The 23,012-nt window shown below is 72.8% G+C and carries 18 protein-coding genes and 1 tRNA gene; 7 read left to right on the plus strand and 12 right to left on the minus strand.

The window, feature by feature from the left end; genetic code table 11:
• The 3 genes from CCE02nite_RS13760 to CCE02nite_RS13770 form a co-directional block, all read right to left on the minus strand.
• The gene (locus CCE02nite_RS13760) at window positions 1-783 is read right to left on the minus strand and encodes a transketolase (RefSeq protein ID WP_170227317.1); all 783 of its coding nucleotides are present in this window, start codon (window positions 781-783) and stop codon (window positions 1-3) included.
• On the minus strand, window positions 776-1,504 hold the full coding sequence (locus CCE02nite_RS13765) for a class I SAM-dependent methyltransferase (RefSeq protein WP_141390192.1): 729 nt from the start codon (window positions 1,502-1,504) through the stop codon (window positions 776-778). Before CCE02nite_RS13765 ends, CCE02nite_RS13760 begins: the two co-directional genes overlap by 8 nt.
• Window positions 1,505-1,678: 174 nt before the next feature.
• On the minus strand, window positions 1,679-2,635 hold the full coding sequence (locus tag CCE02nite_RS13770) for an LLM class F420-dependent oxidoreductase (RefSeq protein ID WP_308463698.1): 957 nt from the start codon (window positions 2,633-2,635) through the stop codon (window positions 1,679-1,681).
• Between the two features lie 193 nt (window positions 2,636-2,828).
• Between CCE02nite_RS13770 and CCE02nite_RS13775 the strand changes: the two genes are divergently transcribed.
• Window positions 2,829-3,368 (plus strand): ATP-binding protein, encoded by a 540-nt coding sequence (locus CCE02nite_RS13775; RefSeq protein ID WP_218027117.1) that lies wholly within the window; start codon window positions 2,829-2,831, stop codon window positions 3,366-3,368.
• Here the strand turns inward: CCE02nite_RS13775 and CCE02nite_RS20510 are convergent.
• Complete coding sequence (locus tag CCE02nite_RS20510) at window positions 3,365-4,099, minus strand: 4'-phosphopantetheinyl transferase family protein (protein WP_170227318.1); 735 nt, start codon at window positions 4,097-4,099, stop codon at window positions 3,365-3,367. The two genes, CCE02nite_RS13775 and CCE02nite_RS20510, sit on opposite strands and share 4 nt — an antisense overlap.
• Before the next feature lie 75 nt (window positions 4,100-4,174).
• Here CCE02nite_RS20510 and CCE02nite_RS20515 point away from each other — a divergent pair, with 75 nt between their 5' ends.
• Together CCE02nite_RS20515 and CCE02nite_RS13785 are read left to right on the plus strand one after the other, a co-directional pair.
• Window positions 4,175-4,960 (plus strand): tRNA ligase subunit PheS family protein, encoded by a 786-nt coding sequence (locus CCE02nite_RS20515; protein ID WP_255318865.1) that lies wholly within the window; start codon window positions 4,175-4,177, stop codon window positions 4,958-4,960.
• Between the two features lie 7 nt (window positions 4,961-4,967).
• A complete protein-coding gene (locus CCE02nite_RS13785) occupies window positions 4,968-7,166 on the plus strand; it encodes a phenylalanine--tRNA ligase subunit beta-related protein (RefSeq protein WP_141390195.1) in 2,199 nt (732 codons plus the stop codon).
• A 214-nt stretch (window positions 7,167-7,380) separates the two neighbouring features.
• On the opposite strand, the gene CCE02nite_RS13790 is transcribed toward CCE02nite_RS13785, so the two are convergent.
• The 5 genes from CCE02nite_RS13790 to CCE02nite_RS13810 form a co-directional block, all read right to left on the minus strand.
• Window positions 7,381-7,453 (minus strand) — tRNA-Ala (locus tag CCE02nite_RS13790).
• A 74-nt stretch (window positions 7,454-7,527) separates the two neighbouring features.
• The gene (locus CCE02nite_RS13795; protein WP_141390196.1) at window positions 7,528-8,784 is read right to left on the minus strand and encodes a hypothetical protein; all 1,257 of its coding nucleotides are present in this window, start codon (window positions 8,782-8,784) and stop codon (window positions 7,528-7,530) included.
• A gap of 61 nt (window positions 8,785-8,845) precedes the next feature.
• Entirely contained in the window at window positions 8,846-9,496 is a 651-nt protein-coding gene (locus CCE02nite_RS13800) for a GNAT family N-acetyltransferase (RefSeq protein ID WP_141390197.1), read from the minus strand.
• 186 nt (window positions 9,497-9,682) lie between these two features.
• Window positions 9,683-12,139 (minus strand): glycoside hydrolase family 94 protein, encoded by a 2,457-nt coding sequence (locus CCE02nite_RS13805; protein WP_141390198.1) that lies wholly within the window; start codon window positions 12,137-12,139, stop codon window positions 9,683-9,685.
• A gap of 59 nt (window positions 12,140-12,198) precedes the next feature.
• The gene (locus CCE02nite_RS13810; protein ID WP_141390199.1) at window positions 12,199-14,445 is read right to left on the minus strand and encodes an NTP transferase domain-containing protein; all 2,247 of its coding nucleotides are present in this window, start codon (window positions 14,443-14,445) and stop codon (window positions 12,199-12,201) included.
• 179 nt (window positions 14,446-14,624) lie between these two features.
• On the opposite strand from CCE02nite_RS13810, the gene CCE02nite_RS13815 reads away from it, so the two are divergent.
• Window positions 14,625-15,257 carry a 5-formyltetrahydrofolate cyclo-ligase gene (locus CCE02nite_RS13815; protein ID WP_141390200.1) on the plus strand — a complete coding sequence of 211 codons (633 nt, stop codon included), beginning with the start codon at window positions 14,625-14,627 and terminating at the stop codon, window positions 15,255-15,257.
• Window positions 15,258-15,306: 49 nt separating this feature from the next.
• Here CCE02nite_RS13815 and CCE02nite_RS13820 read toward each other — a convergent pair whose 3' ends face one another.
• Entirely contained in the window at window positions 15,307-17,850 is a 2,544-nt protein-coding gene (locus CCE02nite_RS13820; protein ID WP_255318866.1) for a penicillin acylase family protein, read from the minus strand.
• Between the two features lie 285 nt (window positions 17,851-18,135).
• On the opposite strand from CCE02nite_RS13820, the gene CCE02nite_RS21300 reads away from it, so the two are divergent.
• From CCE02nite_RS21300 to mscL, 3 genes are all read left to right on the plus strand, one after another.
• Window positions 18,136-18,441, plus strand: a complete 306-nt coding sequence (locus tag CCE02nite_RS21300; RefSeq protein ID WP_141390202.1) for an FmdB family zinc ribbon protein — start codon at window positions 18,136-18,138, stop codon at window positions 18,439-18,441.
• Window positions 18,442-18,598: 157 nt separating this feature from the next.
• On the plus strand, window positions 18,599-19,327 hold the full coding sequence (locus tag CCE02nite_RS13830) for an SAF domain-containing protein (RefSeq protein ID WP_141390203.1): 729 nt from the start codon (window positions 18,599-18,601) through the stop codon (window positions 19,325-19,327).
• Between the two features lie 158 nt (window positions 19,328-19,485).
• Entirely contained in the window at window positions 19,486-19,932 is a 447-nt protein-coding gene (gene mscL / locus CCE02nite_RS13835) for a large conductance mechanosensitive channel protein MscL (protein WP_141390204.1), read from the plus strand.
• A gap of 211 nt (window positions 19,933-20,143) precedes the next feature.
• Here mscL and CCE02nite_RS13840 read toward each other — a convergent pair whose 3' ends face one another.
• Window positions 20,144-20,383 (minus strand): hypothetical protein, encoded by a 240-nt coding sequence (locus tag CCE02nite_RS13840; RefSeq protein ID WP_141390205.1) that lies wholly within the window; start codon window positions 20,381-20,383, stop codon window positions 20,144-20,146.
• A 138-nt stretch (window positions 20,384-20,521) separates the two neighbouring features.
• The coding region (locus CCE02nite_RS13845) for a PDDEXK-like endonuclease domain-containing protein (protein WP_503826123.1) at window positions 20,522-23,012 on the minus strand (2,491 nt) is incomplete at its 5' end.

Here is a 23,012-nt window from a genome sequence, read left to right on the forward strand (position 1 = left end):
TCAGTCCTCCAGCTCGCGGAGCGCCTCGGCGAGCTGGTCGTCGTCGAGTCGGCCGACGTGCCACCGGAGGCTGTTCTCCATGAAGGTGACGCCGCGGCCCTTGACCGTCCGGGCGAGGACCACGGACGGCACGGGCTCGCGCTCCGCCTGGTCCAGCGCTGCACCGAGGGCGACGGGATCGTGCCCGTCGACCTCGATGACCGACCAGCCGAACGACTGCCACTTGGGTGCCAGAGGCGTCAGGCAGAGCACGTCGTCGGTAGGTCCCTCTTGCTGGAGCCCGTTGACGTCGACGACGACGACGAGTCGGTCGAGATGCCGGTGGGCGGCGAACATCACGGCTTCCCACACCGAGCCCTCGTTGAGCTCTCCGTCGCCGAGGACGACATAGACCGAGCGTTCGACGCGGTCCAGGCGATACCCCTCCGCGAGGCCCGCCCCGATGGACAACCCGTGTCCGAGCGCACCCGTCGCGACATCGACACCGGGGAAGCCGTCGGTGGGGTGCCCCGGGAGCCCGACAGGGTCGCGGTACCGTCCGTGGCCGCGCTCGGCCAGGAGCGCGTACAACGCCCACACCGCGTGCCCCTTGCTGAGGACCACCGGGCTGCGCAGGGCGCCGGCGGCTGCCGTGCGCGCCTCGACGCGCCGGAGCAGCGCGTCGAGGATGTCCAGCACCGAGAGCGACGACCCGAGGTGGACGGGACGCTCGTGGGCGTAGGACAGGACGGTCCTCCGCGCGCCGAGCGAGATCGAGGTCTGACGGGCGCTACCGTCAGGCACGACGATAGACCGACACGTACTGCCCGGACCGGGCCGAGAACTTCTCTCTGGTCCAGCTCCCGAACCGCTCGACGAGCGTGAAACCCGCGAGTCGCGCCATGAGGTCCATCTCGGAGGGCCAGATATAGCGCAGAAATGCCGGGAAGAGCTCGATCTTTCCGTCACGAATGTGGATGTGCTGCTCAAGGATCTGCTGCGTCGACGGATCGTGCTTGTCGGCCTCGATCACGACGTGCTCGAGGCCGATGTCGTGCACCTGGGTCCACGAGTTGCGCCGGAATCTCGTCGGGTCGGGCATGAATGCCTCGACGACGAAGTGCCCCCCCGGCTCGACGACCGCGGCGGTGCTCTCAAAGCACGAGATCTGCTCCTCCTGGCTCTGGAGCGCATAGATCGTGTTGAGGATCAGAAAGGCCATCGAATACGTGCGGTCCAAGGCGAACCGGCCGATGTCCCCCTGGTGAACGGTCAGGTTCTCGCCACCTGGCTTGCTCCGCAGGACGTCGATCATCTCCTGGGAGGTGTCGAGTCCTTCGACCTCGACACCCCGCGCAGCCAGCGGGATCGCCACGCGACCAGTGCCGATCGCGAGCTCGAGAACCCTCCCCGCCCCCGTCCAGTCCATGAGAAAGTCGACGGTCTCGGTCGGCTCGGGCCACGGAAGCCCGTCATAGATGCTTGACCAGCGTCGACCGTAGGTCTGACTATCCCACCCTGACATGAAGAGCCTCCATGTGTCATGCAACCATCGTCGGTTGAAATTTCACAGGCATGTGGCTCGGCGCCCCCTGCCGCCCACGCAACATACAGCAACGTTCACCCGGAGCGGAAGCACCGCGACGACATTCCGTCGCCACGCGCTTCGACGAGCGCTCTCAGGCTGGATGGCCTACTCTCACGCGCGCGGAGAATGAGGTCGATCGCCATCGACGGCGGTGTCGGTGGCGACCTGTGGAATGACCCGTAGCGCGAGCAGCTCCATGTGATCGAGGTCTTTCAGGTCGAGGAACTGAAGATAGAGCCGCTGCACGCCCGCACGCTGGTATTCGTCGATCCTCTCGACCACCTCGTCCGGGGAGCCGGTGAGCCCGGTGGCCCGGAGCTCGGCGATCCCCCGCTCCATGGTGCGGGCGCGGGCGAGCACCTCACGGTCCGACTCGCCGCAGCACACCACGAGGGCCGCGGAGTACACCAGCGACGACGCGTCGCGGCCGATCTCCTCGCACGCGCGCCGTACGCGTTCGTACTGAGCCGCGGCGACGGCGGGCCGCACGAAGCCGATGTTGAACTCGTCCGCATAGCGCGCTGCCAGCATCGGGGTCCGGACGGGACCGCGCCCTCCCACGATCAACGGCAGGCGCCGTTGACGAGGCTTCGGCAGCGCCGGGCAGCCCGCGAGCGTGAAGTGCTCGCCCTCGAAGTCGAACGTCTGCCCTGCGGGTGTTCGCCACATCCCCGTGATGATCTGCAGCTGCTCGTCCAGGCGGTCGAAGCGACGCCCGGGGAAGGGGATCCCGTGGGCCGCGTGCTCCTCGGCGTACCACCCGGCGCCGAGCCCGAGCTCCACGCGGCCGTCGGACATGTCGTCGACCTGCGCGACCTGGAGCGCGAGCACGCCGGGTGCACGCAACGTCGCCGCCGAGACGAGCGTCCCCAGCCGCACGCGGCGTGTCTCGACCGCGAGCCCGGCGAGCGTGACCCACGAGTCGGTCGGGCCCGGCTGGCCGTCGACACCGCCCACCGCCATGTAGTGGTCCGAGCGGAAGAACCCGTCGTACCCCAGCTCGTCGGCGGCGCGCGCACACTCCAGCTGGTCGCGGTACGTCGCGCCCTGCTGCGGTTCCACGAACATGCGAAAGTCCATCGACGTCGAGCCCCCTCGTGGTCCCACCTGCCTGAAGACGCTGTGCCCTGCGACTGCGCACGGACCAGCCTCGCCGACCCTATCGGCTGGTCAGCCCCGTCGTCCCCCGATCCGAGCACCTGCACCGACAGCGCCCGGAGCGCTCCGTCGTCGGGCTCGGAGCGCCGCATAGGGTAGGCGCATGGACCAGGTCATCCTCATGTGCGGTCCGGCCGGATCGGGGAAGTCGACCTACGCGCGCGGTCTCGAGGCCCAGGGCTACGTCGTGCTCTCGTTCGACGGCGAGGCATGGGCCCTCGGGCACCGGACCCACCCGATCGACGACGACGCACGCTCCGCCGTCAATCGAGCGCTCCGGGAAAAGCTCGTCGCGAGAGTGGAGCAGGGACAGCACGTCGTCGTCGACTCCTCGTTCTGGTCCCGGGCCTCGCGCGACGAGTTCAGACGGCTCCTCGCTCCCTGCGGCGTCGTGCCGGTCGTCTACTACCTGGACACGCGGCGGTCGACCCTCCTGAGCAGGTTGGCCCAGCGCGAGAACTCCGGCCCGGACGACATCAGCGTGCCGCGCGAGCGAGCGATCGCGTACATCGACGGCTTCGAGACGCCGACACCTGACGAGGGCCCGCTCCGGATCGTCCACGGGGGCGGGGCCGACATGACCGACGCTGCGGCCGGACCGGCAGACGACCTCCGGGCCGGGCCGCCGGACCCCGGCTCCTAGCCCTGGCGAGCCCGCGTCGGCGCTCCTCGACCACGCACGACCACGAGCGTCACCAGGACGTCCGTCGTGTCGCGCTCGACCCGGAACCACCTTCCGTCAAGGTGCGAGAGCCGCCCGGCCGGCGTCGTCAGGAACCGTTCGGGCAACCATGCGCTGAACGTTCCCTCCTCCCGAAGGTCGATCTGACACTCCTCGAAGCCGAGCCAGCTCCGCTCCACGAAGAACCATGCCTTGAAGACCGCCTCCTTGGCGCTGAAGAGGAGCCTGTCCCACGCGACACCCGCGCCCGGCGAGAGGCCGGCCACCCGGGTCCGCTCGACCGACAGCGAGACGTGCTCGAGGATCCCGTCCGGAAGCGGCTCGTTGCGCTCCGCGTCGAGCCCCAACGACACGACGTCAGGCTTCCGTCCGGCGACGGCCGCGGCGTACCCGGTCGTGTGGGTCAGGCTGCCGACGACCTCGTCCGGCCAGCGCGGTGCACGGCGCGCCCAGTACGGGCCTGTGCCGACGGGGACGATGGAGACGGGTTCCGCACCGATCCGCCTCAGTGCCGAACGGGCACATGCGCGCCCCGCCGCGAACTCGGCACGCCGCGCCGGAACCGCGTTCGCCACGACGTCGAGCTCTCCCGGCCACAGGTCGGCGACGTCACCGAGGTCGAAGGAGTGCGCCATGGCCACGGGCCCCTCCACGCCGACGAGCTCGGGCCACTCGATGTTCGCCGCCGTCATCCGCGTCCCACTCCGTCCGAGTCGCCGGCACGTTCGTCCCGTCGTTGTCGTGGGCCGAATGATACGGTCGCCTGCGTGCCGAGCGACCCGCCAACCCGGCCCGCAGACGGCTTGCGCCGTGCTCCCGACGCCGACATCGTCGCCGGCCCCTCTCGACACCCGGTGACCGTCGCCGCCGACGAGGTCGACGCGTTCTTCACGACTCTGGGGTTCCGTGCACATCAGACGCCGGAGATCGAGGACGCCCTCCACACGTTCGATCTTCTCGGTGTTCCCGCCGACCATCCCACGCGGAGCCCCGCGCACACGTACTACGCCGCGGACGGTCGGCTGCTGCGGACCCACACGACCTCCTCGGTCCTCCGGGTCCTGCGCCGCGAGCCCGGTGCGGCACGTCGGCGCATCCTGGTCGGAGGGCCCTGCTATCGGCGGACCACGCCTGGTCCGCGGTTCGTGACGCAGTTCCACCAGATGGAGGCCGCAGCGGTCGGGCCCGAGGTCGGACTGCCCGACGCGATCGGCACGTCGCTCGCGCTCCTCGACGAGATGTTGGGCGACGACCACGGTGCGCGGCTCCGCTCCCGAGCGCTGCCCTATGTCTCCCCCGGGTTCTGCGTGGACGTGCCGTGTGCGCCGTCGGGCTGCGACGGGTGCACGCTGTGCGGTGGGCGTGGCTTCGTCGAGCTGGTGTCCGGCGGTGTCTTCACCGCAGCGGTCGCTCGCGCCGCCGGAGTCCCCGACGGGTCGACCGCCACGTCGGTCGCGGTGTCCCTGGAGCGCCTGCTCGCGATTCGCCACGGTCTCGCCGACATCCGCCCCTTCCTCAGCCCCGACCCGCACGCGCTCGCGGCGCTGGCCTAGGCACGTCGTGCGCGTACCCCTGTCCTGGCTGAACGCGCTCCACCGCGAGCCTCTCTCGCGCGCCACGGTCGACGAGCTTCTCGGCGAGGCCGGTGCCGTCGTGACCTCGGTCGACGCCGTCGGCGCGCTCCACCCCCGCGTCGTGGTCGGCGAGGTGACGGGGGTCCCCAGCGCAGGCACCGTCGAGGTGCTGGTCCCCACGCGAGAGATCGTCAGCCTCGACCCGCACCTCGGTATCCTCCCGGTCGTCGGGGCCAAGGTCGCGGTCGCGCTCCCAGGCGCGTTGCTCTTTCGGCACGCGTCGAGCCGGACGTCGAACGGTCCAGCAGGGACGGCGCGTGTCCCGCAGGGTCGTGGGCCGGGCACCCCGACGGGTCGCGTCTGCCTCGGGCCCGATCTCGGGTTGCCGAGCCACGACGTCGTCCGGCTGCCGGAGCACGCACGTCCCGGCCAGCAGGTCGCACCTCTGCTCGATCCTCTCGCAGGCGACGAGGTCCTCACGGTCCGGGCACCCCAGCATCTCCCGGGGATGCACAGCGTCCGGGGGCTCGCGGCCGAGCTCGCTGCGCGGCTCGACGTCGAGGTCGTCCGGCCCGTCCCTGCCGCGCGGCTCGGCGAGTCGGGCAGACTGCGGGTGAGGGCGCCCGGGATGGCGGCCGTGGCCATGGTCTGCGAACGGCCGCCGGAGAACCTCGGCATGGACGACCACGTCGCGCGATGGCGCGCGCTCGCAGGTCTCGGCGGGGCTTCGGTCCAGCAACGCCTCCTCGAGGTCGTCGCCTTCGAGCAGGGCGTCTACCTCTCGACACATCCTCACGACCTCACGGTGCCCGACCTCACGATGCGTCCCGCCGTGCCCGAACCCCGCTCGGGCGAGAGCGACGGTACAGCGCGCCACCCCGGTCTCGTCCTCGACGGTCTCACGACCCCGGTGGACCCGGCCACGGCCAGCGGCGTGCTGATCGTCGCGTCGTCGGTGCACGACGAGGAGCGTTGTCTCGACGCGCTCCACCGGGCCGCGCGGCTTCTCGGCGTCAGGCCCGTGAGCGTGTCGAGGGGGTCGGGCCCCGCTCGGGTCCTGCGGCACCTCGACCTCGACCTCGGGCTCCTGGCCCGCCGCACAGGGCTCTTCCTCGCCGAGCCCGACGTCCGCGGCCTGCTGGCACGCATCGGAGCCCAGGTCCGCGCCGACCGCGACGGGACGGTCGCGGTCATGGTCCCCGACGATCGCGCCGATCTTCACGACGAGCCCGCGCTCGCCGCGGAGATCGTCCGGCTCGCCGGGCTCGGCGCCATCACGCCGACGCTCCCGGCTGCGTTCCGCGAGGGGGGTGCGTCACCGATGCGTCGCGAGTCCCGGGCCGCCGACGCCGTCCGGGACTCGGGGTTCCGTGAGGTCGTCACCCCGCTCCTCCGACCCAGCGGTCCCGCCGGTCCGGCGTCGGACGAGGACGACGTCGTGCGGATCGCAGACGGGACGGCGTCACCGCTGCGCCAGGAGCTCGCCGAGGGGCTGATCCGGGTGGCGCTGGGCGTCGTCGCGGCGGGCCACGCAGACCAGGGCGTTCGTGTCTTCGAGGTGGGCACGGTCGTGACGGGCGGACCCGGGGCCGTCGAGGAGCGCAGGTTCCTGAGCACGGTCGAGCTGACGCCGGGGACGTCTCCACGCCGGCTCGACCCCTCGGAGCTCGTCAGGTCCGTCGTCGCCGCCCTCGGGCGCGCCCACCCCGTCGTCCTCGCGCCCGAGGCCGGGACGCCGAGCGGGTTCGCGAACGGGTGGCGGATCGTCGTCGGCGAGGTCGACTGCGGCAGGGTCCGCCGGGGCACGGTCAGCGAGAGCGGCAAGGACGACCACGCCGTGACGGTCGTGGACCTCGATCTGGGTCGCGTCGCCGGTCTCCCGCGTCGTCATGTCAAGGTCCCCTCGACGCCTCGGTTCCCCGTCGCCGTCCGCGACCTGACTTTCGTTCTGTCCGGAGGAACAGACGTGCACCGTCTCACCTCGATGCTCTCGCAGGTGGACCCCCTCGTCACCCGTGTCGAGCTCGTCGACATCTTCTCCCGGACGAGCGACGGGACGACGTCGGCGACCGTGCGCCTGGTCTTCGCATCCCCCTGGCGATCCGTGCCTCGCCCCGAGGTGGCGGAGGTCGTCGCTCGCGCGGTCGAGCGCTGCGAGGGCCAGGGGTTCCGCCTGCGCAGCTGACGGGTCTCGTGGAGGCCGGTCGGCGACTCCGGCGGTCGCCCGGTCGCGCACGTCGCGGCAGCGGAGACGGGTGTCTCGCGCACGACCGCGTGGTTGCGGCGCCGCCGTCCGCGTCGTGGGATCACGGTCGTCCTGACCCTCTCGGTCGAGGATCTCGGGGAACGACGAAGGCCGTTGACCAGGACTCGCATCCTGACCAACGGCCTTCACCCGGTGGAGCTAGGGGGATTCGAACCCCCGACCTTCTCATTGCGAACGAGACGCGCTACCAACTGCGCCATAGCCCCTTGAGCGAGGTACAGACTAGCACCCCGGGGGCGGGGTCCCGCAAACCGGCTCCCCGTCCTCCGGCCCGTCAGGGCTACTGCCCCGCCGCCCGACGACGAGCGAGGATCTCGTTGAGATCGAGGCCCAGCGTCTCGGTCGACGGCTTGCGCTCGTCGCCCGCGGCAGGCTCGGGAGCGCCGGACGGTACGTCCACGACGACCTCGACCGGAGCGGGCGCGGCGGCCGCCCGGGCGGGCGCGACGACGTCGTCCGTGAGCGGGGCGGGCTCGCGGCGCGGGGCCGTGGGCTTCATCGTGTACGTCGGCGGCGGCACGGGCACCGGGTCCCAGGCGCGCCCCGAGGGCACGTGCTCCTCGTCGACGACCTCGACCTCGACGACCTCCGTCGCCTCGACCGACACCTCCGTGACGACCACGGCGGTCGCGCCCGCAGCACCACGGGCAGAGGCGGGCTCCTCGGAGCCGGGGTCCTCGGCCGTCGTCGTCCGCGACGCGGTCGTGCGCTCGCGCGCTGAGGAGGCGGGAGCGCCGGACGCCCCGGAGAGCGCCTCCGCGGTGGCGTTCGCCCGTGCGAGGTCCTGGGGCGTGACGCGCGGGATCATCTGCGTGCTCACCTGCGACCCGTGCACGGCACGGCCGGTGACGCGCGGTCGGGCGCCCCGAGGTGCGGGCGGCGCTCCCAGGACGGTCCCGCGCGCGGCGCGGGCGGCGGCACGCCGCTCGGCCAGCCACGCGGCGTCGGACCGCTGCGCGGCGAGCACCGCACGACGGCCCAGCACGAGCACGAGGCCGAGGACCGCCGTCGGGACCACGCCGGCCCACCACGGGAGGTACCCGAGCGCGACGACGACCCACACCGCGACGCTCGCGAGCAGCAGCACGACCGTGAGCGCGAGACGACGGCGCGCCGCGGCGGCGCGCCGTTCGAGGAGAGCGAGGCGGGACTGCTCGGACGCCGGCTGACGGCGCGGCGGTGCGCCGCGCGAGGGTGACGCGCTGTCGGTGCTCCCCATGGCGTGCGTTCCCTCCTCCTCGTGCGTCCGGTCCTCGGACCGGCCCTGCGAACCCGCTCCCCCGAGCAGGGGGCGACCGCCGCCGGCGGGGCCGGAGGCGATCGCGGCGACGGCCGTGACGCCGTCGAGCCGCGCGTCCCACCGGTCCGTCCCTGCGCCACCCGGGCCGGCGACGGCCAGGACGCGCAAGGAGCCGGAGAAGCGGTCGTCCGTGCGCGCCTCCAGCAGCTGCTGCCGGTGACGCACCCGGTGCGGGACGTAGAACCCGACCCACAGCAGGAACACCGCGAGCGCGACGATCCCCGAGGCCGATTCCACATCACGACCGTAGGCGAGGCGCGCGGCCACGCTCCGCACGCGCTCCGGCGTGTCGGTCGGCTCAGATGGTCTCGCGGCGCGTCGTCTGCCAGCGCGCGAGGAGCCCGTCGGGGACCTCCTCGCTCGTGATCGCGAACGTCCGGTGGTCGCGCCACGCCCCCTGGATGTGCAGGAACCGCTCGCGCACGCCCTCGTCGCGCAGGCCCAGCTTCTCCACGACGCGCAGGCTCGGGCCGTTCTCCGGGCGGATGTTGATCTCGATCCGGTGCAGGCCGAGGACCGCGAAGCAGTAGTCCGTCGCCATCGCGACGGACGTCGGGATGACACCCCGGCCCGCGACGTGCTCGCTCACCCAGTAGCCGATGCTCGCGCCGCACAGCGACCCGTACGTGATCGAGGAGACCGTGAGCTGGCCGACGAGCTCGTCGTCCAGCTCGACGGCGAACGGCAGCGACGACCCGGCCCGCGCCTGGGCGGACAGGACGCGGACGTACTCCGCGAAGGTCGGCGGACCTCCCCCGCTGCCCGGTCGCGGCGACGTGCCCTCCCAGCGCTCCAGCCAGTCCGCGTTGTGCGCACGCAGGCGCATCCACGCGTTCGCGTCCCGACGGCGCAGCGGGCGCAGCACGATCGACCCGCCCAGCGTGTCGTCCCGCAGGGTCACGGGCCACGGCTTGGTGACGGTCCAGCCGCGCGTGATCTTGTGCGTCATCCGGCGGTGACCGTCCTCGGGGAGCTGTCGGCGGGCACGGGCGGGCGCCCGGTCCTCGGTGCACAGGGTGACACCACCGACGGCCCGCGCGCCACTGTGGTGGCGCACGGACCGTCGGGTCGTGCCGTGGTCGACGCGCGGTGCCCGGCCGGGCGCACCGGGCCCGCGGTCGTCGGCCCGGGCGGGTCAGCCCAGGGTGACGACGACCGTCGCCTCGGTGCCCTCCGGGAGCGCGGGGATCGGGGTCGTCGGGTCGTGCTCGACGCCGTCGACCGTCACCGAGCGCACGCCCTTCGAGACATGGTCCGGGTTGCGCACCTCGATGTCGTAGACGGCGCCGCGCCACTCGCGACGCACCTCGAACCCGTCCCAGTCCTTCGGGATCGACGGGTCGACGACCAGGCCGTCGAGCGCGAGGCGGACGCCGAGCACGTACTTGGTCACGGCGGTGTACATCCAGCCGGCCGTGCCCGTGAGCCACGGGTTCTGCGCCTTGCCGAACCACTCGTGGTCGCGGCCGTAGAGGAACTGGACGTACGCGTAGGGCTCCGCCCCGCGGACCTCGATGTTGTCGTTCTGGTGGTACGGCAGGATCGCGTCGTAGAACTGCACCGCCTCGTCGCCGCGGCCCAGCATCGCCTCGGCGATGATCGGCCACGCGTTCGGGTGGGAGAAGATCGCGGCGTTCTCCTTGATGCCCGGGTACACGCGCGTGACGAACCCGACCGTGTCGTCGACCTTCGTGAACGCCGGCCAGTTGAGGTGGTTGCCGTACTCGGAGCCGAGCAGCTCGCGCACCGCGTCCATCGACGCCTCGCCGCGCTCCTGGCTCGTGATGCCCGCGATGACGGGCCAGGCCTGGTGCTCGAGGAAGATCTTGCCCTCCTCGTTCTCGGCCGAGCCGATCTTCACGCCGTCGCGCGTGTAGCCGCGGATCCACCAGCGGCCGTCCCAGAGCTGGGCGTCCGCGACCTTCGCGATGCGCTCGCGCTCGGCCGTGAACCGCGCGACGTCCGCCTCGGCCCGCTCGTCGCCCGCCGCGGCGAGCGGCTCCGCGATCTCGAGGAACGCGCCGATCGCCCACGCGTGCAGGAAGGTCACGAGCGACGTCTCGCCACCGCCGAGGTTGAGGCAGTCGTTCCAGTCGGCGCGCAGACCGAGCGCGACGCCGTTCTGGCCCACCTGCTCCGCGGAGAACTCGAGCGCCCTGACCAGGTGGTCGTAGACCGTGGCGGGCGTGCCCTCGGCGAACGGGATCTCCAGGTCGAGGAACGAGCGGTCCCCCGTCTCCTTGACGTACTCGACGACCGACGGCACGAGCCACAGGTGGTCGTCCGAGCACGTGTCCTCGAGCCCGTGGATGAGGTCCTTCGGGTCGACCGTGGGCACGATCGTCGGCGACGGGACGTCGGGCAGCTTCTCGGCGTCGGGGTCGAACGCCTTGGGGTCGAACAGGTGCAGGCCGTACCCGGCCTCCGTCTGCGCGCGCAGGAGCTCGACGATGCGCTGGCGCGTCTTCGTCGGGTTCGAGTGGATGACGCTCATGACGTCCTGCGCGGTGTCGCGGTACCCGAGGCCCGCGCGGCCGCCCACCTCGACGAACGACGCGAAGCGCGACCACTGCACGCACGTCTCCGCCTGGAGGAGGGTCCACGCGTTGATCATCGTGTTCATGCCCTCGTGGGGCGTGCGGATCCGCAGCCTGTCCTGCTTGGCGCGCCAGAACGCGCGGAGCCGTGCGCGCTCGGCGTCGACCGTCGCGACGTCCGAGTACTTCGCCTGGATCGCGCGACCGGCCGCGTCGCGCGAGCCGTAGCCGAGCATGTAGACGAGGCGCCTGGTCTCGCCCGGCGCGAGCGTGATCTTGTGCTGGAGCGCACCGCAGTGGTTCTGCGTCGTCGCGGACTCGTTCGAGCCGTGCCCGCGCTCGATCGCGATCGGGTTCGCCTCGGAGCGGTACGGGCCGATGAAGTTGTCGCGCAGCGAGTCGTACGACGACGGCGTCTCGCTCGACGCGAAGAAGTGGTACGTCCACGGCTCGTAGTAGAAGTCGTACTCGATGATGCCGTCCTCGTAGGAGGAGCCGGACGCGTAGAGCGACATCTGAAGGTTCTGGTTGTCGATCGTGATCGTGTGGAAGCTGAACTCCACGTACGACCCGACGGTGAGCTCGCGCACCTCGTCCGTCGTGTTCGTCAGCCGCACGTCCCAGACCTCGACGTCGTCGTCCACGGGGATGAAGACCGTCTGCTCGGCGTCGACACCCTTGTACTCGGCACGGAACGTCGAGTAGCCGAGACCGTGCCGGGTCGTCCAGCGGCCCGCCCCACCCGCGGGGTCGAGCTCCTCGCCGGGGCCGACGAACGGCTTGCCGACCGGCTGCCAGGACACCGACCAGAAGTCACCGTCCGCGTCGTCGCGCAGGTACACGTAGTGACCCGGCCGGTCGACCGGGACACCGTTCTGCCGGAAGCGCGTGATCCGGCCGTACTGCGAGCTCTTGTAGTACGAGTACCCCCCGCCGGTGTGCGACAGCACGGTGCACAGGTTCTTGCTGCCGAGGTAGTTCGTCCACGAGACGGGGACGTCGGGGCGCTCGACGACGTACTCGTCGTGCGCGGTGTCGAAGTGGCCGTAGCGCATCGTTGCTCTGGTTCCTGTCGTGGGGGTGGGGCTGGGGGGCGGGGGAAGGTCCGGTGCCGTCAGACGCCGGCGGTGACGAACCCTTGGAGCCACTCGAGGAGCTCGGCGGCCTTCGCGGGCGAGTCCGCCTCGACGAACATGCGCAGGACGGGCTCGGTGCCGGAGAACCGCAGGAGCGCCCAGTTGTCGTTCTCGAGGAGGATCTTGGTGCCGTCGAGGTGGGAGACCGAGACGACCGGGTACGGCCCGACGTGCGTGAGCGGCTCCGCCTCGAGGCGCCGCGGCACCTCGACGCGCATCTCCGGCGTCGCCGGCACTCCCGCCTCGAGCGTGTAGAGGCGCCCCGTGATCTCGTAGATCATCGCGCGCAGCTCGGAGATCCGCTTGCCCGTGCGGGCCAGCATCTCGGCCACCAGGGCGCACGCGAAGATGCCGTCCTTGCCGAGGATCCAGCCGCGGATCGTCAGCCCGCCGGACGACTCGCCGCCGAGCACCGCGCCGATCTCCTCCATGCCGGCCGTCACGTGCTTGAACCCGACCTTGACCTCGCGGGACTCCTCGCCGAAGTGCGCCGCGAGCCGGTCGAGCAGGTGCGTCGTCGCGAGGTTGCGCACCACGCCGCCCTTCTCGCCGCGGACCTCGTGCAGGTACCAGTACAGGAGGAGGAGCAGGTCGTTCGTCGAGATGTACTCGCCGGTCTCGTCGACGATGCCGATGCGGTCGGAGTCGCCGTCGGTCGCCATGCCGAGGTCGTAGCGGCCCCCGCCCTGCTGGATCATCGTCACGAGCGTGCTCAGGCGCTGGAGGTCCGGCGCGGGCGCGACCCCGCCGAACAGAGGGTTGTGCGTCGCGTGGATGAACTCCGAGCGCACGCGCATGTCGGACAGGATCGTGCCGAGCGTGAGCTGGCTCGTGCCGTACATCGGGTCGACGATCACCTGGAGGTCCGAGCCGCGCACGGCGTCCACGTCGATGATCTTCTCGATCGCGTCGACGTACGGGTCGGTGAGCGACCGGTCGACCACGACGCCGGCGCGGCGCGCCACGTCGATGTCGAGCGTGATGACGTCGTCGACCGACAGGGCGTTGGCCTCGTCCTGGTAGCGGTCCGTCTCGTCGTCGAGCGGGAGCGAGCCGTCCTGGCGGAACACCTTCATGCCGTTCCACTCGGGCGGGTTGTGGCTCGACGTGACGATGACGCCGTACGCCGCGCCGAGGTAGGGCGCGGCGAACGTCACGAGCGGGGTCGGGACGTCGTCGGGCAGGAGCGTGACCGCGATGTTGTTGCCCGCGAACACCTCGGCGGCCGCGATGGCCGACTCGCGCGAGAGGAAGCGGCGGTCGCCGCCGATCACGACGCCCTTCGCGTCCAGTCCCCGGCGGATCGTCTCGTTCGCGATCGCCTGGCACAGCCGGCGCACGTTCGCGAGCGTGTACCCCTCGCCGATGACCGCGCGCCAGCCGCCCGTCCCGAAGACGATCTTGGTGTCCGTGTTCTTCGTCGGGACGAACAGGCGCTTGAGGACGATGTCCGCCGCCTGCGCGAGCTCGTCCGGCGTGTTGATGCCGCGCACCTCGTCGACGTCGACGATCCGGTACGACGAGATGCGCTTCCCCGCGCCGATGACGCGGCGCGCCAGCTCCGTGAGGCGGTGCTCGCCGTCGGACGCCATGCGCTCGAGCTCGCCGAACAGCAGGCCCGGTGCCGCGACGTAGGCACCGACGTTGATCTCCGTGCGCGGCCCGGCGACGCCGCCCGCCTCGGACGACTCGAGGATCGCCGCGATCTCGCCCTCGGCGCGCACCACGCGGCCGTAGCCGTCCGGGTCGTCCACGACGGCGGAGAGGAGCGACAGGTCCGCACCCGTGAGCGTGTGGCGCGTGAGCAGGCCCAGGAGCGACTCCGAGCGCAGCAAGGGCGTGTCCGCGTACGCGACCAGCACCGGCTCCTCGACCCCGAGCCCCAGCACGGAGGCGACGGCCCCGCGCGCCGCGAGGACCGCGTCGCCCGTGCCGAGCGGCGCCTCCTGCTCCACGTAGACGACGTCCTCGCCGAGCAGGTCGCGCACCGTCGGGTCGTCCGGCGCCACCACGACGACGATGCGGCTCGGATCGACCACGCGCCGCACGTTCGCCACGGCGAGCTCGACGACGGTCGCGCTGCCCAGGGGCCGGGACAGGAGCTCGCGCGACGCGGCGTCGTGCCCCGCCGCCAGAACGACGGCGGCCCTCGCGGTCCGGGAGTGGGCGCTCCCCCGCGGTCGCGGGGTCGTCGCGCTGGGCTTCACGGGCGTCGTCGCGGTCATGGCGTCCTCACTGGTCGACCTCCGTCGGACCACGACCCATTTGTCAGGAGTCCGAACTACTGGCTCCCTCTGATCATAGGCACCCGATACCCGTCGAAGGAACCCGATCCGGCCCACCAGGGCCGAAGGTCACCCGCGCGGCGTCCGCACGGAACTGCCGGCCGGGTGACAATAGGGACATGAGTGGCCCGGTCCAGCCGTACCCCCTGCACGGAAGCATCGAAGCCGAGGACGCGAAGGAGATCCTCCGCAAGGCCATCCGCACCAACCGCCAGGCGCGGTCCGAGCGGCTCCGCAAGGAAGCGGCCGCCGCGATCGCCGACGTCGTCGAGACCATCCCCGAGGTCGCTACCGCCACGTGCGTCGCGACCTACGCCGCCCGCCCCACCGAACCTGGCACCACGGAGATGCTCGAACGTCTCGCCGCACGCGGCGTGCGCGTCCTGCTCCCCGTGCTCGGCGCCGGCCTCCAGCGCGACTGGGCCGAGTACGACGGCCCGGCCGACCTCCAGGTCCGCGCCCCCGGCCGACCGCCCGAACCCGGCACCCCACCGCTGGGCGCCGAGGCCATCGCCCAGGCCGACGTCGTCGTCGCCCCCGCCCTCGCCGTCGACTCGCACGGCGTCCGGCTCGGCCAGGGCGGCGGCTGGTACGACCGCGCCCTCGAGCACCTGCGCCCCGGCACCAAGGTCGTCGCCGTCGTCTTCCCCGAGGAGGTCTACGACGCGTCCGACCGCCCGCTGCCGGTCCAACCCCACGACAAGACCGTCGACGCCGTCGCGACCCCCCTCGGGTGGCGCTGGCTCCCGTAGCATCCCCGGCTGCGGATCTTCCCCGCGCGTGGTGCCGAACCGGCCGGGGCTACGGGACGAGCGTGAGCTCGTCCTTGCTGGCCTCGGCGACGGCCTGGGTGGAGAACGGCCAGTCGTAGGTCTCGCCGCGGGCCCAGGTCTTGAGCTGGTCGGAGTAGTGCGCGGACGCCGGGTGACCGGAGGTGCCCGTGACGGTGACCCAGGTGGAGCCGTCGAGGTCGTCGAGGTCGACGACCATCCGCATCGACGGGCCCGCCGTCACGTCGAAGGAGCCGGAGGCCGCGTCCCAGGCCGTCGCGTTGACGATCGACGAGCCGCCGGGCATGCGGACGGGGTCGGGGTTGACCCAGTTGCGGACGGGACCGGGGATGGACTCGCCGCCGAGGACCGGGTGCTCGAGCGCGAGCACGTGCAGCGTGCCCCAGGCCCAGTCGGAGGGCTGCTTGCTCTGCTCGACGGTCAGGTCGAGACGCGCGGAGACGAGGGCCTGGGTGAGGACCTCGTCGCGCGTCTCGACCACGCTGACGGTCTGGCGGTCGTCCCAGAACGGGTCGGTCGGGTTCTCGAGGAGGTTCTGCACGACGGCGAGCCAGCGGCTCCCGCCGTTCGGCCGCGCCGACTCGGGCAGGTCGTCCCAGAAGGTGAGCTGGAGCAGGTTGCGCCAGACCGCGGCGAAGTAGGCGGCCGCGGCGGAGTCGGTGTCGGTCCGGTAGTCCCAGTCCGCGAGGAGCGCCTGGCCCTCGGCCTCGAAGCTGTCGTCGATCTCCTGGTCGAGCAGGAGCGGCACGAGCACCTCGGCGTAGGGGCTGCGGTCGTCGGTCTGGATCTCGTTCATCGTGTCGACGTCGACGGGTCGTCCGGCGGCGATCTCGGCCTCGAGGAGCTGGCGGATGCGCTGCGAGCGGTAGCCGTAGTCCCAGTCGGTGGTGAGGAACGGCGCGACGCCGGAAGGCAGGACCGCCTGGTTGGCGGCGACGACGAACCCCTCGGCCGGGTCGACGACGCGGGGCATCTGCTCGCTCGGGACGTACCCCTGCCAGTCGTAGCGCTCGTCGGAGCCGTCGCGGGGCCACGTGCCGTCGGAGGGCACCTCGGCGTCGGGCACCGCCTGACGGACGGGGATCCTGCCCGGCGCCTGGTAGCCGATCTGGCCGTCCCCCGTCGCGAAGACGATGTTCTGGGCGGGCACCTCGAAGAGCGCCGCGGCGGCCTGCATGTCGTCGGCGTCCTGGGCGAGGTTGAACGCGAAGACCGCGTCGGCGGTGCGGCCCGGCTCGAGCGCGGTCCACTGGAGGGAGACGGCGTACTCGCCCAGGCGCGTGTCGAGGGCGGGGGTGTCGACGGCGGACTCGGTCGCGGGGATCGCCTCGGAGACGATCGGCCCGTGCACGGTCGAGCGGATCTCGAGCTCGACGTCCTCGCCCCCGGCGACGCTCAGCGTCTCGGTCCGGGTCTCGAGCGGCACCCACTCGTCGCCGCGCAGGTAGGTGTCGTCCCGCACGCGCTCGACGAAGAAGTCGGTGACGTCGGCGCCCATGTTCGTCAGGCCCCACGCGAGCTGCGCGTTGTGGCCGATGATGACGCCGGGGAACCCGGCGAACGAGAAGCCCGCGACGTCGAACGCGCACTGCGGCCCGACCTCGTTGCAGTGCAGCCCGACCTGCGCCCAGATCCCGGGGGCGCCGAGGCTCAGGTGCGGGTCGTTGGCGAGGATCGGCTTGCCGCTGGCGGTGTGGTCGCCGGAGACGACCCACGAGTTGGAGCCGGTGCCCTCGCCGCGCCCGATGAGCACGGGGACGGCGTCGAGCGCGCGGTCGGCGGCCTCGAGCGCGCCCTGGAGATGATCCGTGCCGTACGCGGCACGAGCCTCGGGGCCGAGCTCGAGCGCGACCTGCTGGGGGTTGTCGAGCTCGCCGGGGTCGAGGATCGGCGCGTTGACGTCGGACGGGTAGGCGGGGAACAGCGCGGCGACGCGGCCCGCATCCTGGAGGGTGCCGTACGACAGCGCGCGCTCCAGCTCGTCGTCGTAGTTGCCGCGGAGGTCCCACGCCATCGCCTTGAGCCAGGCGAGCGAGTCGACGGGGTCCCAGGGCTCGGGCTCGGCGACGTCGACCTGGAGGCCGAGCACGGTGTACTCGATCGCGATCTCGGACGGGCTGCGGTTCTCGAGGTACGCGTTGACGCCCTCGGCGTACGCCTGGAGGTACGACTTCGTCTCGGGCGAGACGACGTCCCACTCCTCCTCGGCGACCTGCCGCCAGCCGAACGTCCGCGTCACAGTGTCGGCGGCGATCGCGTCGGGATTGTCGCCCACGAGCTCGGCGAGCCGGCCCGCGGTGACGTGCCGGCGGTAGTCCATCTCGAAGAAGCGGTCCTGCGCCTGGACGTAGCCCTGCGCGCGGAAGAGGTCGGCGGGCGTGTCCGCGTAGATCTGCGGCACGCCCTGGGCGTCGCGCAGGACCGTGACCTGACCCTCGAGCCCCGGGAGCTCGATCTCGCCGGATGTCTGTGGCAGCGGCCGGCGCACGGTGACGACGACGAAGGCGGCACCGGCGACGATCGCGAGGACCAGGAGCACGGCGACGCCGATCAGGACGCGCCGTCGTGCCGAACGCCGGCGCCGGGGCGGAGCCGGCGCCTCGGCCGGCGTCGCGGGGTCGGCACCGGGGACGGAGTCACCGGCGGGGGCCTCGGCGGGTTCGTGCACAGACACGGATGCGAGACTACCCGGCCCGGGACGAGCACCGGTCCGCGTATGATTGGCACTCGGAAGTTTCGAGTGCCAGGCGGTGTTGACACCGACGACCCGGCCGAGACCGACCCGATCCCGACCCCGCCGGTGGCCGCTCGACGGCCGTCTCGTGAACGAGGAGAACCCGTGCCCACCTACGCGTACACGTGCACCGCCTGCGGTCACGCCTTCGACATCCACCAGTCGTTCAGCGACGACGCCCTGACGGTGTGCCCCGAGTGCTCGGGCCGCCTGCGCAAGGTGTTCTCCTCGGTCGGTGTGACGTTCAAGGGCTCGGGTTTCTACCGCACGGACTCGCGCTCGGGCGGGAAGTCCTCGACGACGACCGCCGCCTCGAAACCGGCCGCCTCCTCCGCGGCGACCAGCGCCGGCAGCGCGTCCGGCGGCTCGAGCAGCACCTCGTCCTCGTCGGGAAGCTCGACCGCCTCCTGACCTGACGCCCGGGGCGTGGTCCGCGGCGGCCCGGCCGTCGGCGGTCGACCACAGCCCCGTTCCGGACGGCACGTCCGGCGCCGACGCCGCATCCCCGTCCACAGGTCCGCACCGGTCCGCGACTGCCGCCGCCCGGCGCGCGGCTACGGTCGCGCCCATGCTGCGCTCGCCCCGCCTGCCGGATCCCCACCCGCGACCCGACCGCTCCCCCGCGCGGCGGCGGCTGCTGCGCGGGATCTGGTGGCGGTCCCGCTTCGTCGTGGCCGCGCTGTGCTGCGGCGCCGCCGCCTCCGTGACAGTCGGGGCGCTCCGCCCTCCCCCTCCCCCGACCGCACCTGCCGTCGTCACCACCCGTGAGGTGCCGGCCGGCGCCCTGCTGACGGCGGCGGACCTCCGCGTGGACCACGTGTCCGCGGAGCTCGTCCCGGCGGGGTCCGCGGCAGGGCCCGAGGACGTCGTCGGGCGCCGCGCGACCGTCGCCCTGGCCGCGGGCACGCTGCTCCAGGACGCGCTCGTCACCGGCGGCGAGCTCGCCGCCGCGGCTCCCGCGGGTACGGTCGTCGCGCCCGTCCGGCTCGACCCCGGCGTCGCGGCCCTGCTCGGCCCAGGAGACCGCGTCGACCTCCTCGCCGCGGGTGACCAGGTGTTCACGACGGCGCTCGCGGACGTGCCGACCGACGGCCAGGACCCGACGGCCGCCGATCCCTACCTCGCTCGCGCGGCCGTCGTCGTGCCGGCACCCGAACCCGAGGGCGGGGGTGGGCTGCTCGGGACGGGCGGGTCGAGCGCGGACGTCGTGACGCTCGTCGCCGTGCGCCCCGAGGAGGCCGTCCGGCTCGCCGCCGTGAGCGGGCAGGCGGGCGTCACGGCCGTCCTCGTGCCCTGACGGGCGACCGGAGCGCGCTCTGACGGGCGAACCCGGCGCCGGTGCCCGACCCGCCGGGCCAGGCCGTTGCCCGTCGGCACGCGCGTTGGAAGGATCGCGCGTGCACCGGACGTGGCACCGCCGCCACGCGGACCACCGACCTGAGAGGGAAGCAGCACATGAAGGGCGTGTTCCAAGGATTCAAGGAGTTCGTGCTCCGAGGCAACGCGATCGACCTGGCGGTCGGCGTCGTCATCGGAACGGCCTTCTCCGCCATCATCACCGCGGTGGTGGACGGTCTCATCAACCCGTTGATCGCCGCGATCTTCGGCAAGCCCGACCTCACCGGCGTGGGGACGTTCGAGATCAACGACGCCGTCTTCAGCCTGGGCCTCATCCTCGACGCCCTCTTCAAGTTCCTGTGCGTGGCAGTCGCCCTGTACTTCTTCATCGTGCTGCCGATGAACCACCTCGCGTCGATGCGCAAGAAGGACGTCGAGCCCGAGCCCGAGGCGCCGGCGGAAGACGTGCGCGTCCTCCAGGAGATCCGCGACCTCCTCGCCGCCCAGGCGGGCAACGGCCCGGGTGGGGCTCCCGGCGGCCCGACGCCGCCACGCGGCCTCTGAGCACGAGCCGCCCGACCGCCTCCCGAGGTCACGCGGCGCAGCACCCCTCGGACGAACCCGGGGTCGCTCCTCGACCCACCGCGGTGGATGGGGAACGACCCTGGGTTCGGCACGTCAGCGAGCAGCGTGGCGCCGACGACCGCCACGACGGACCGGCCGCGGGACTTGCCCGTGTCCGTGCCGTCGGTGCCCCGACGTCAGCGTCACGCGGTCAGTGCCGCCCGTAGTGCGGCGGGACGTCCCCGAGCAGCCGGTCGTCGTTCTCGCCGCGCTCCCCACGTCCCGGCGCCGCCTCGTCGCCCCAGCCCTCGGACCGCTCGTCGGCGCTCACCCCGGACACGACCTCGCTCTCCGTCCCCCGCCGCACGGCCCGCCGCGGCCCCCGACGCCGCCCCGCGCCGTCGGGCACGTCGCGCAGGCGGTCAGGACTCGGGTCGGACGTGGTGCTCACCCGTCCATCGTCGCACCGCAGGAGCGACCCGGCGCCGCCTCCCACCCCGCACCCAGCCCGACCACGCGGGCAGTCGCTCCTCCGACCCCGCACCCAGGGCGACCAGATGCCGCCGATCCGGTCAGGCCGCCGGTGCCGTCAGAGCTCGTCGTCGCCGTGCTGCTCGTCGTCGTCGATCACCGGCACGACGACGATCCTGTCTCCCCCGCCGGTCTGCGCGACGCCCCCGGTCTCCGGGAGCCGCTCGTCGCGCACCGCCTGCACGACCCGCCGGATGCGCTCGGCCTCCTTGGCGGGGTCGAGGAACGCGGCGGCGGACCACACCTGCGCGACGGTCCACCCGATGCGCTCGAGGCGCTCGGCGACCTGCCGGTCCCGGACGCGCACGCTGCGCTCGGCGACGTACGCGGCGTCGTCGGTGAGGACGGCGACGAGGAGCTCGCCGGGGAGGTCGGGGTGGCCGACGACGAGCGGGATGCGGTCGCCGTCGCCGATGCCGTAGTCGGTCTCGACGACGAGGCCGGCCCGCCAGAGGCGCTCGGCGAGGTCGAGCACGAGGCGGTCGGGGCTGCCGCCGAGGTCGACGCCGTTGCCGAGGGTCACCTGGTCGGCGGCGCCGCTGCGCTGCTCGGCCAGGTCGAGGACCTCGGCGAGCAGCCTGGCCCCGGCCCCGCGCAGGCGCTCGGGGTCGAGGTCGCCCGCGGTGAAGCACGACACGACGTGGAGGCGGCGGCGGGTGGCGCCGACGGAGTCGAGCAGCATCGCCTCGGCCCCGGGCGTGTTGAGGACGCCGAACCGGTGCAGCACGCGGCCGTGCGGCGTCCGGCCGAACCCGACGGAGAGGACGATGGTGTCGCGCACGAGCCCGGCGACGCCGGACACGTCGGCGACGACGACGGGCTCGGACCGGGATCCGGAGAAGAAGCCGGCGAGCGCGGGGTTCTGTCGCACCTCGACGAGGAGGGCGTCGCGGATGCGGTCGGCGTGCAGGGGCGTGACGGTGACGATCGCGAGGGACTCGTCGGGTCGCGTGAGCGCGTGCTCGATCGCGACCTCGACGACCCGGTCGACCTCGGCCTGGGTGCTCTCGACCGCACCGGACGTCGGGTCGGGCATGCCGGCGCCGTCGACGACGTCGAGCTGGACGAGGACCTCGGCGCGCGGCAGAGGCGCGGGGCGCAGGACGCCGTCGTAGCCGTGCTCGGCGAGGAAGGTCGTGACGAAGGGGTCACGCCGCGAGCCGTCGGCGAGGAGCTCGACCGACGGCAGGAGCTCGGCGAGGTCCCGCACGGTGTCGGTCGACGCGGCGCGCGGGTCGCCCACCGCGACGACCTGCCGTCCGCGGGCGAGCGCGGAGAGCACGAGCTCGACGGGCGCGTGCTCGATCGCGTCGAGGACCACGAGGTCGACGGTGCGCGTGGCGGGGACGAGGTGCGGCACGAGGGTCGGCGTGGCGACGAGCACAGGGCGCAGGCGCCGCAGCACGGCGGGGTGCTTCTCGGCCGTCTCCCGCAGGCTCACGAGCCGACCCTCGAGGAGCTCGGTGAACAGGTCCTCTGCCTCGTCGCGGTGCTCGCGCATCGCGGTCCCCAGGTGGTCGCGGACCGCCGCGCGGACGGGTGCCGCGAGGGACGCGACGTGCGTGCGGTCGAGGTCGCGGAACCGGCGCGCGAGCGCGTCGAGGCCGGCGCCGTCCTGCCCGGCCAGCGCCTGGTCCTGGGCGAGCACCTGCTCGAACACCGAGCTCCACCACGCGAGCTCGAGCTCGGGTCCCACGAAGTCGGGCTCGACGCGGCGCGCCGCGAGGTCGGCGAGGAGCTCGCCGAGGCCGAGGTCGGTGAGCCGGCGCAGGATCGCGGTCCGCGCGGGCAGGGAGTCGAGCGACTCGGCGTCCTCGGCGAGCGCGTCCAGCCGCGTCGCGAGCGCGTCGAGCGGGGCGTCGAGGAGGTCGTTGCCACCGGGGGTGCCGTCGAGCGCGGGCGCGAGCTCCTCCACGTCGATGCGCACGGCCTCGTGCGTGTCCTCGATCGCGGACAGCCCCTCGGGCAGCACGGGCCAGCCGCCGCGCGGGCACTGCTCCTGCCAGACCGCGCGCTGCGCCTGCACCTCGACGAGCGCGGCGTGCAGGTCGGGCACGCGGACTCCCGGGCGGACCATGTCGCGTGCCTGGCGGCGCAGCCGCCGCCGGACGAACCAGCCCATCTCGACGCCGCGCTGCTCCCGCCACTGCTTGGTCGCGGTCGCCTCGACCATGTCCTGGGCGGTGCGCTCGAAGATGAGCGGCTGGAACACGTCGAGCGTCCCGCGCATCCCCCCGAGCATCGTGAGCTGGTCGCCCCACTGGCGCAGCGTCGTCGCGGGCGTGAGCCCGGTGCGCTGCGCGACCTGCTCGACCTGGGCACGCAGCTGCGGGAGCGTGTGCGTGCGCAGCCGCTCGACGCGCACGAGCGCGTCGTGCGCCTCCTGCGGCGTGGTGAGGGCGGCGCCGTACCAGGGGGTCGAGGTCGCCCGTGCGGTGAACGCGCCGAGCAGGGCGGCCTCGCGCAGCTCCGCGGCGGCGCGTTCCCGCTGCGGCCCGACGCCGAGCACGACCTCGGTCGTCAGCCGCACCCGGGTGTCGGGGGCCGGG

The organism is Cellulosimicrobium cellulans, assembly GCF_006539945.1.
Taxonomy (GTDB): Bacteria; Actinomycetota; Actinomycetes; order Actinomycetales; family Cellulomonadaceae; genus Cellulosimicrobium; species Cellulosimicrobium cellulans.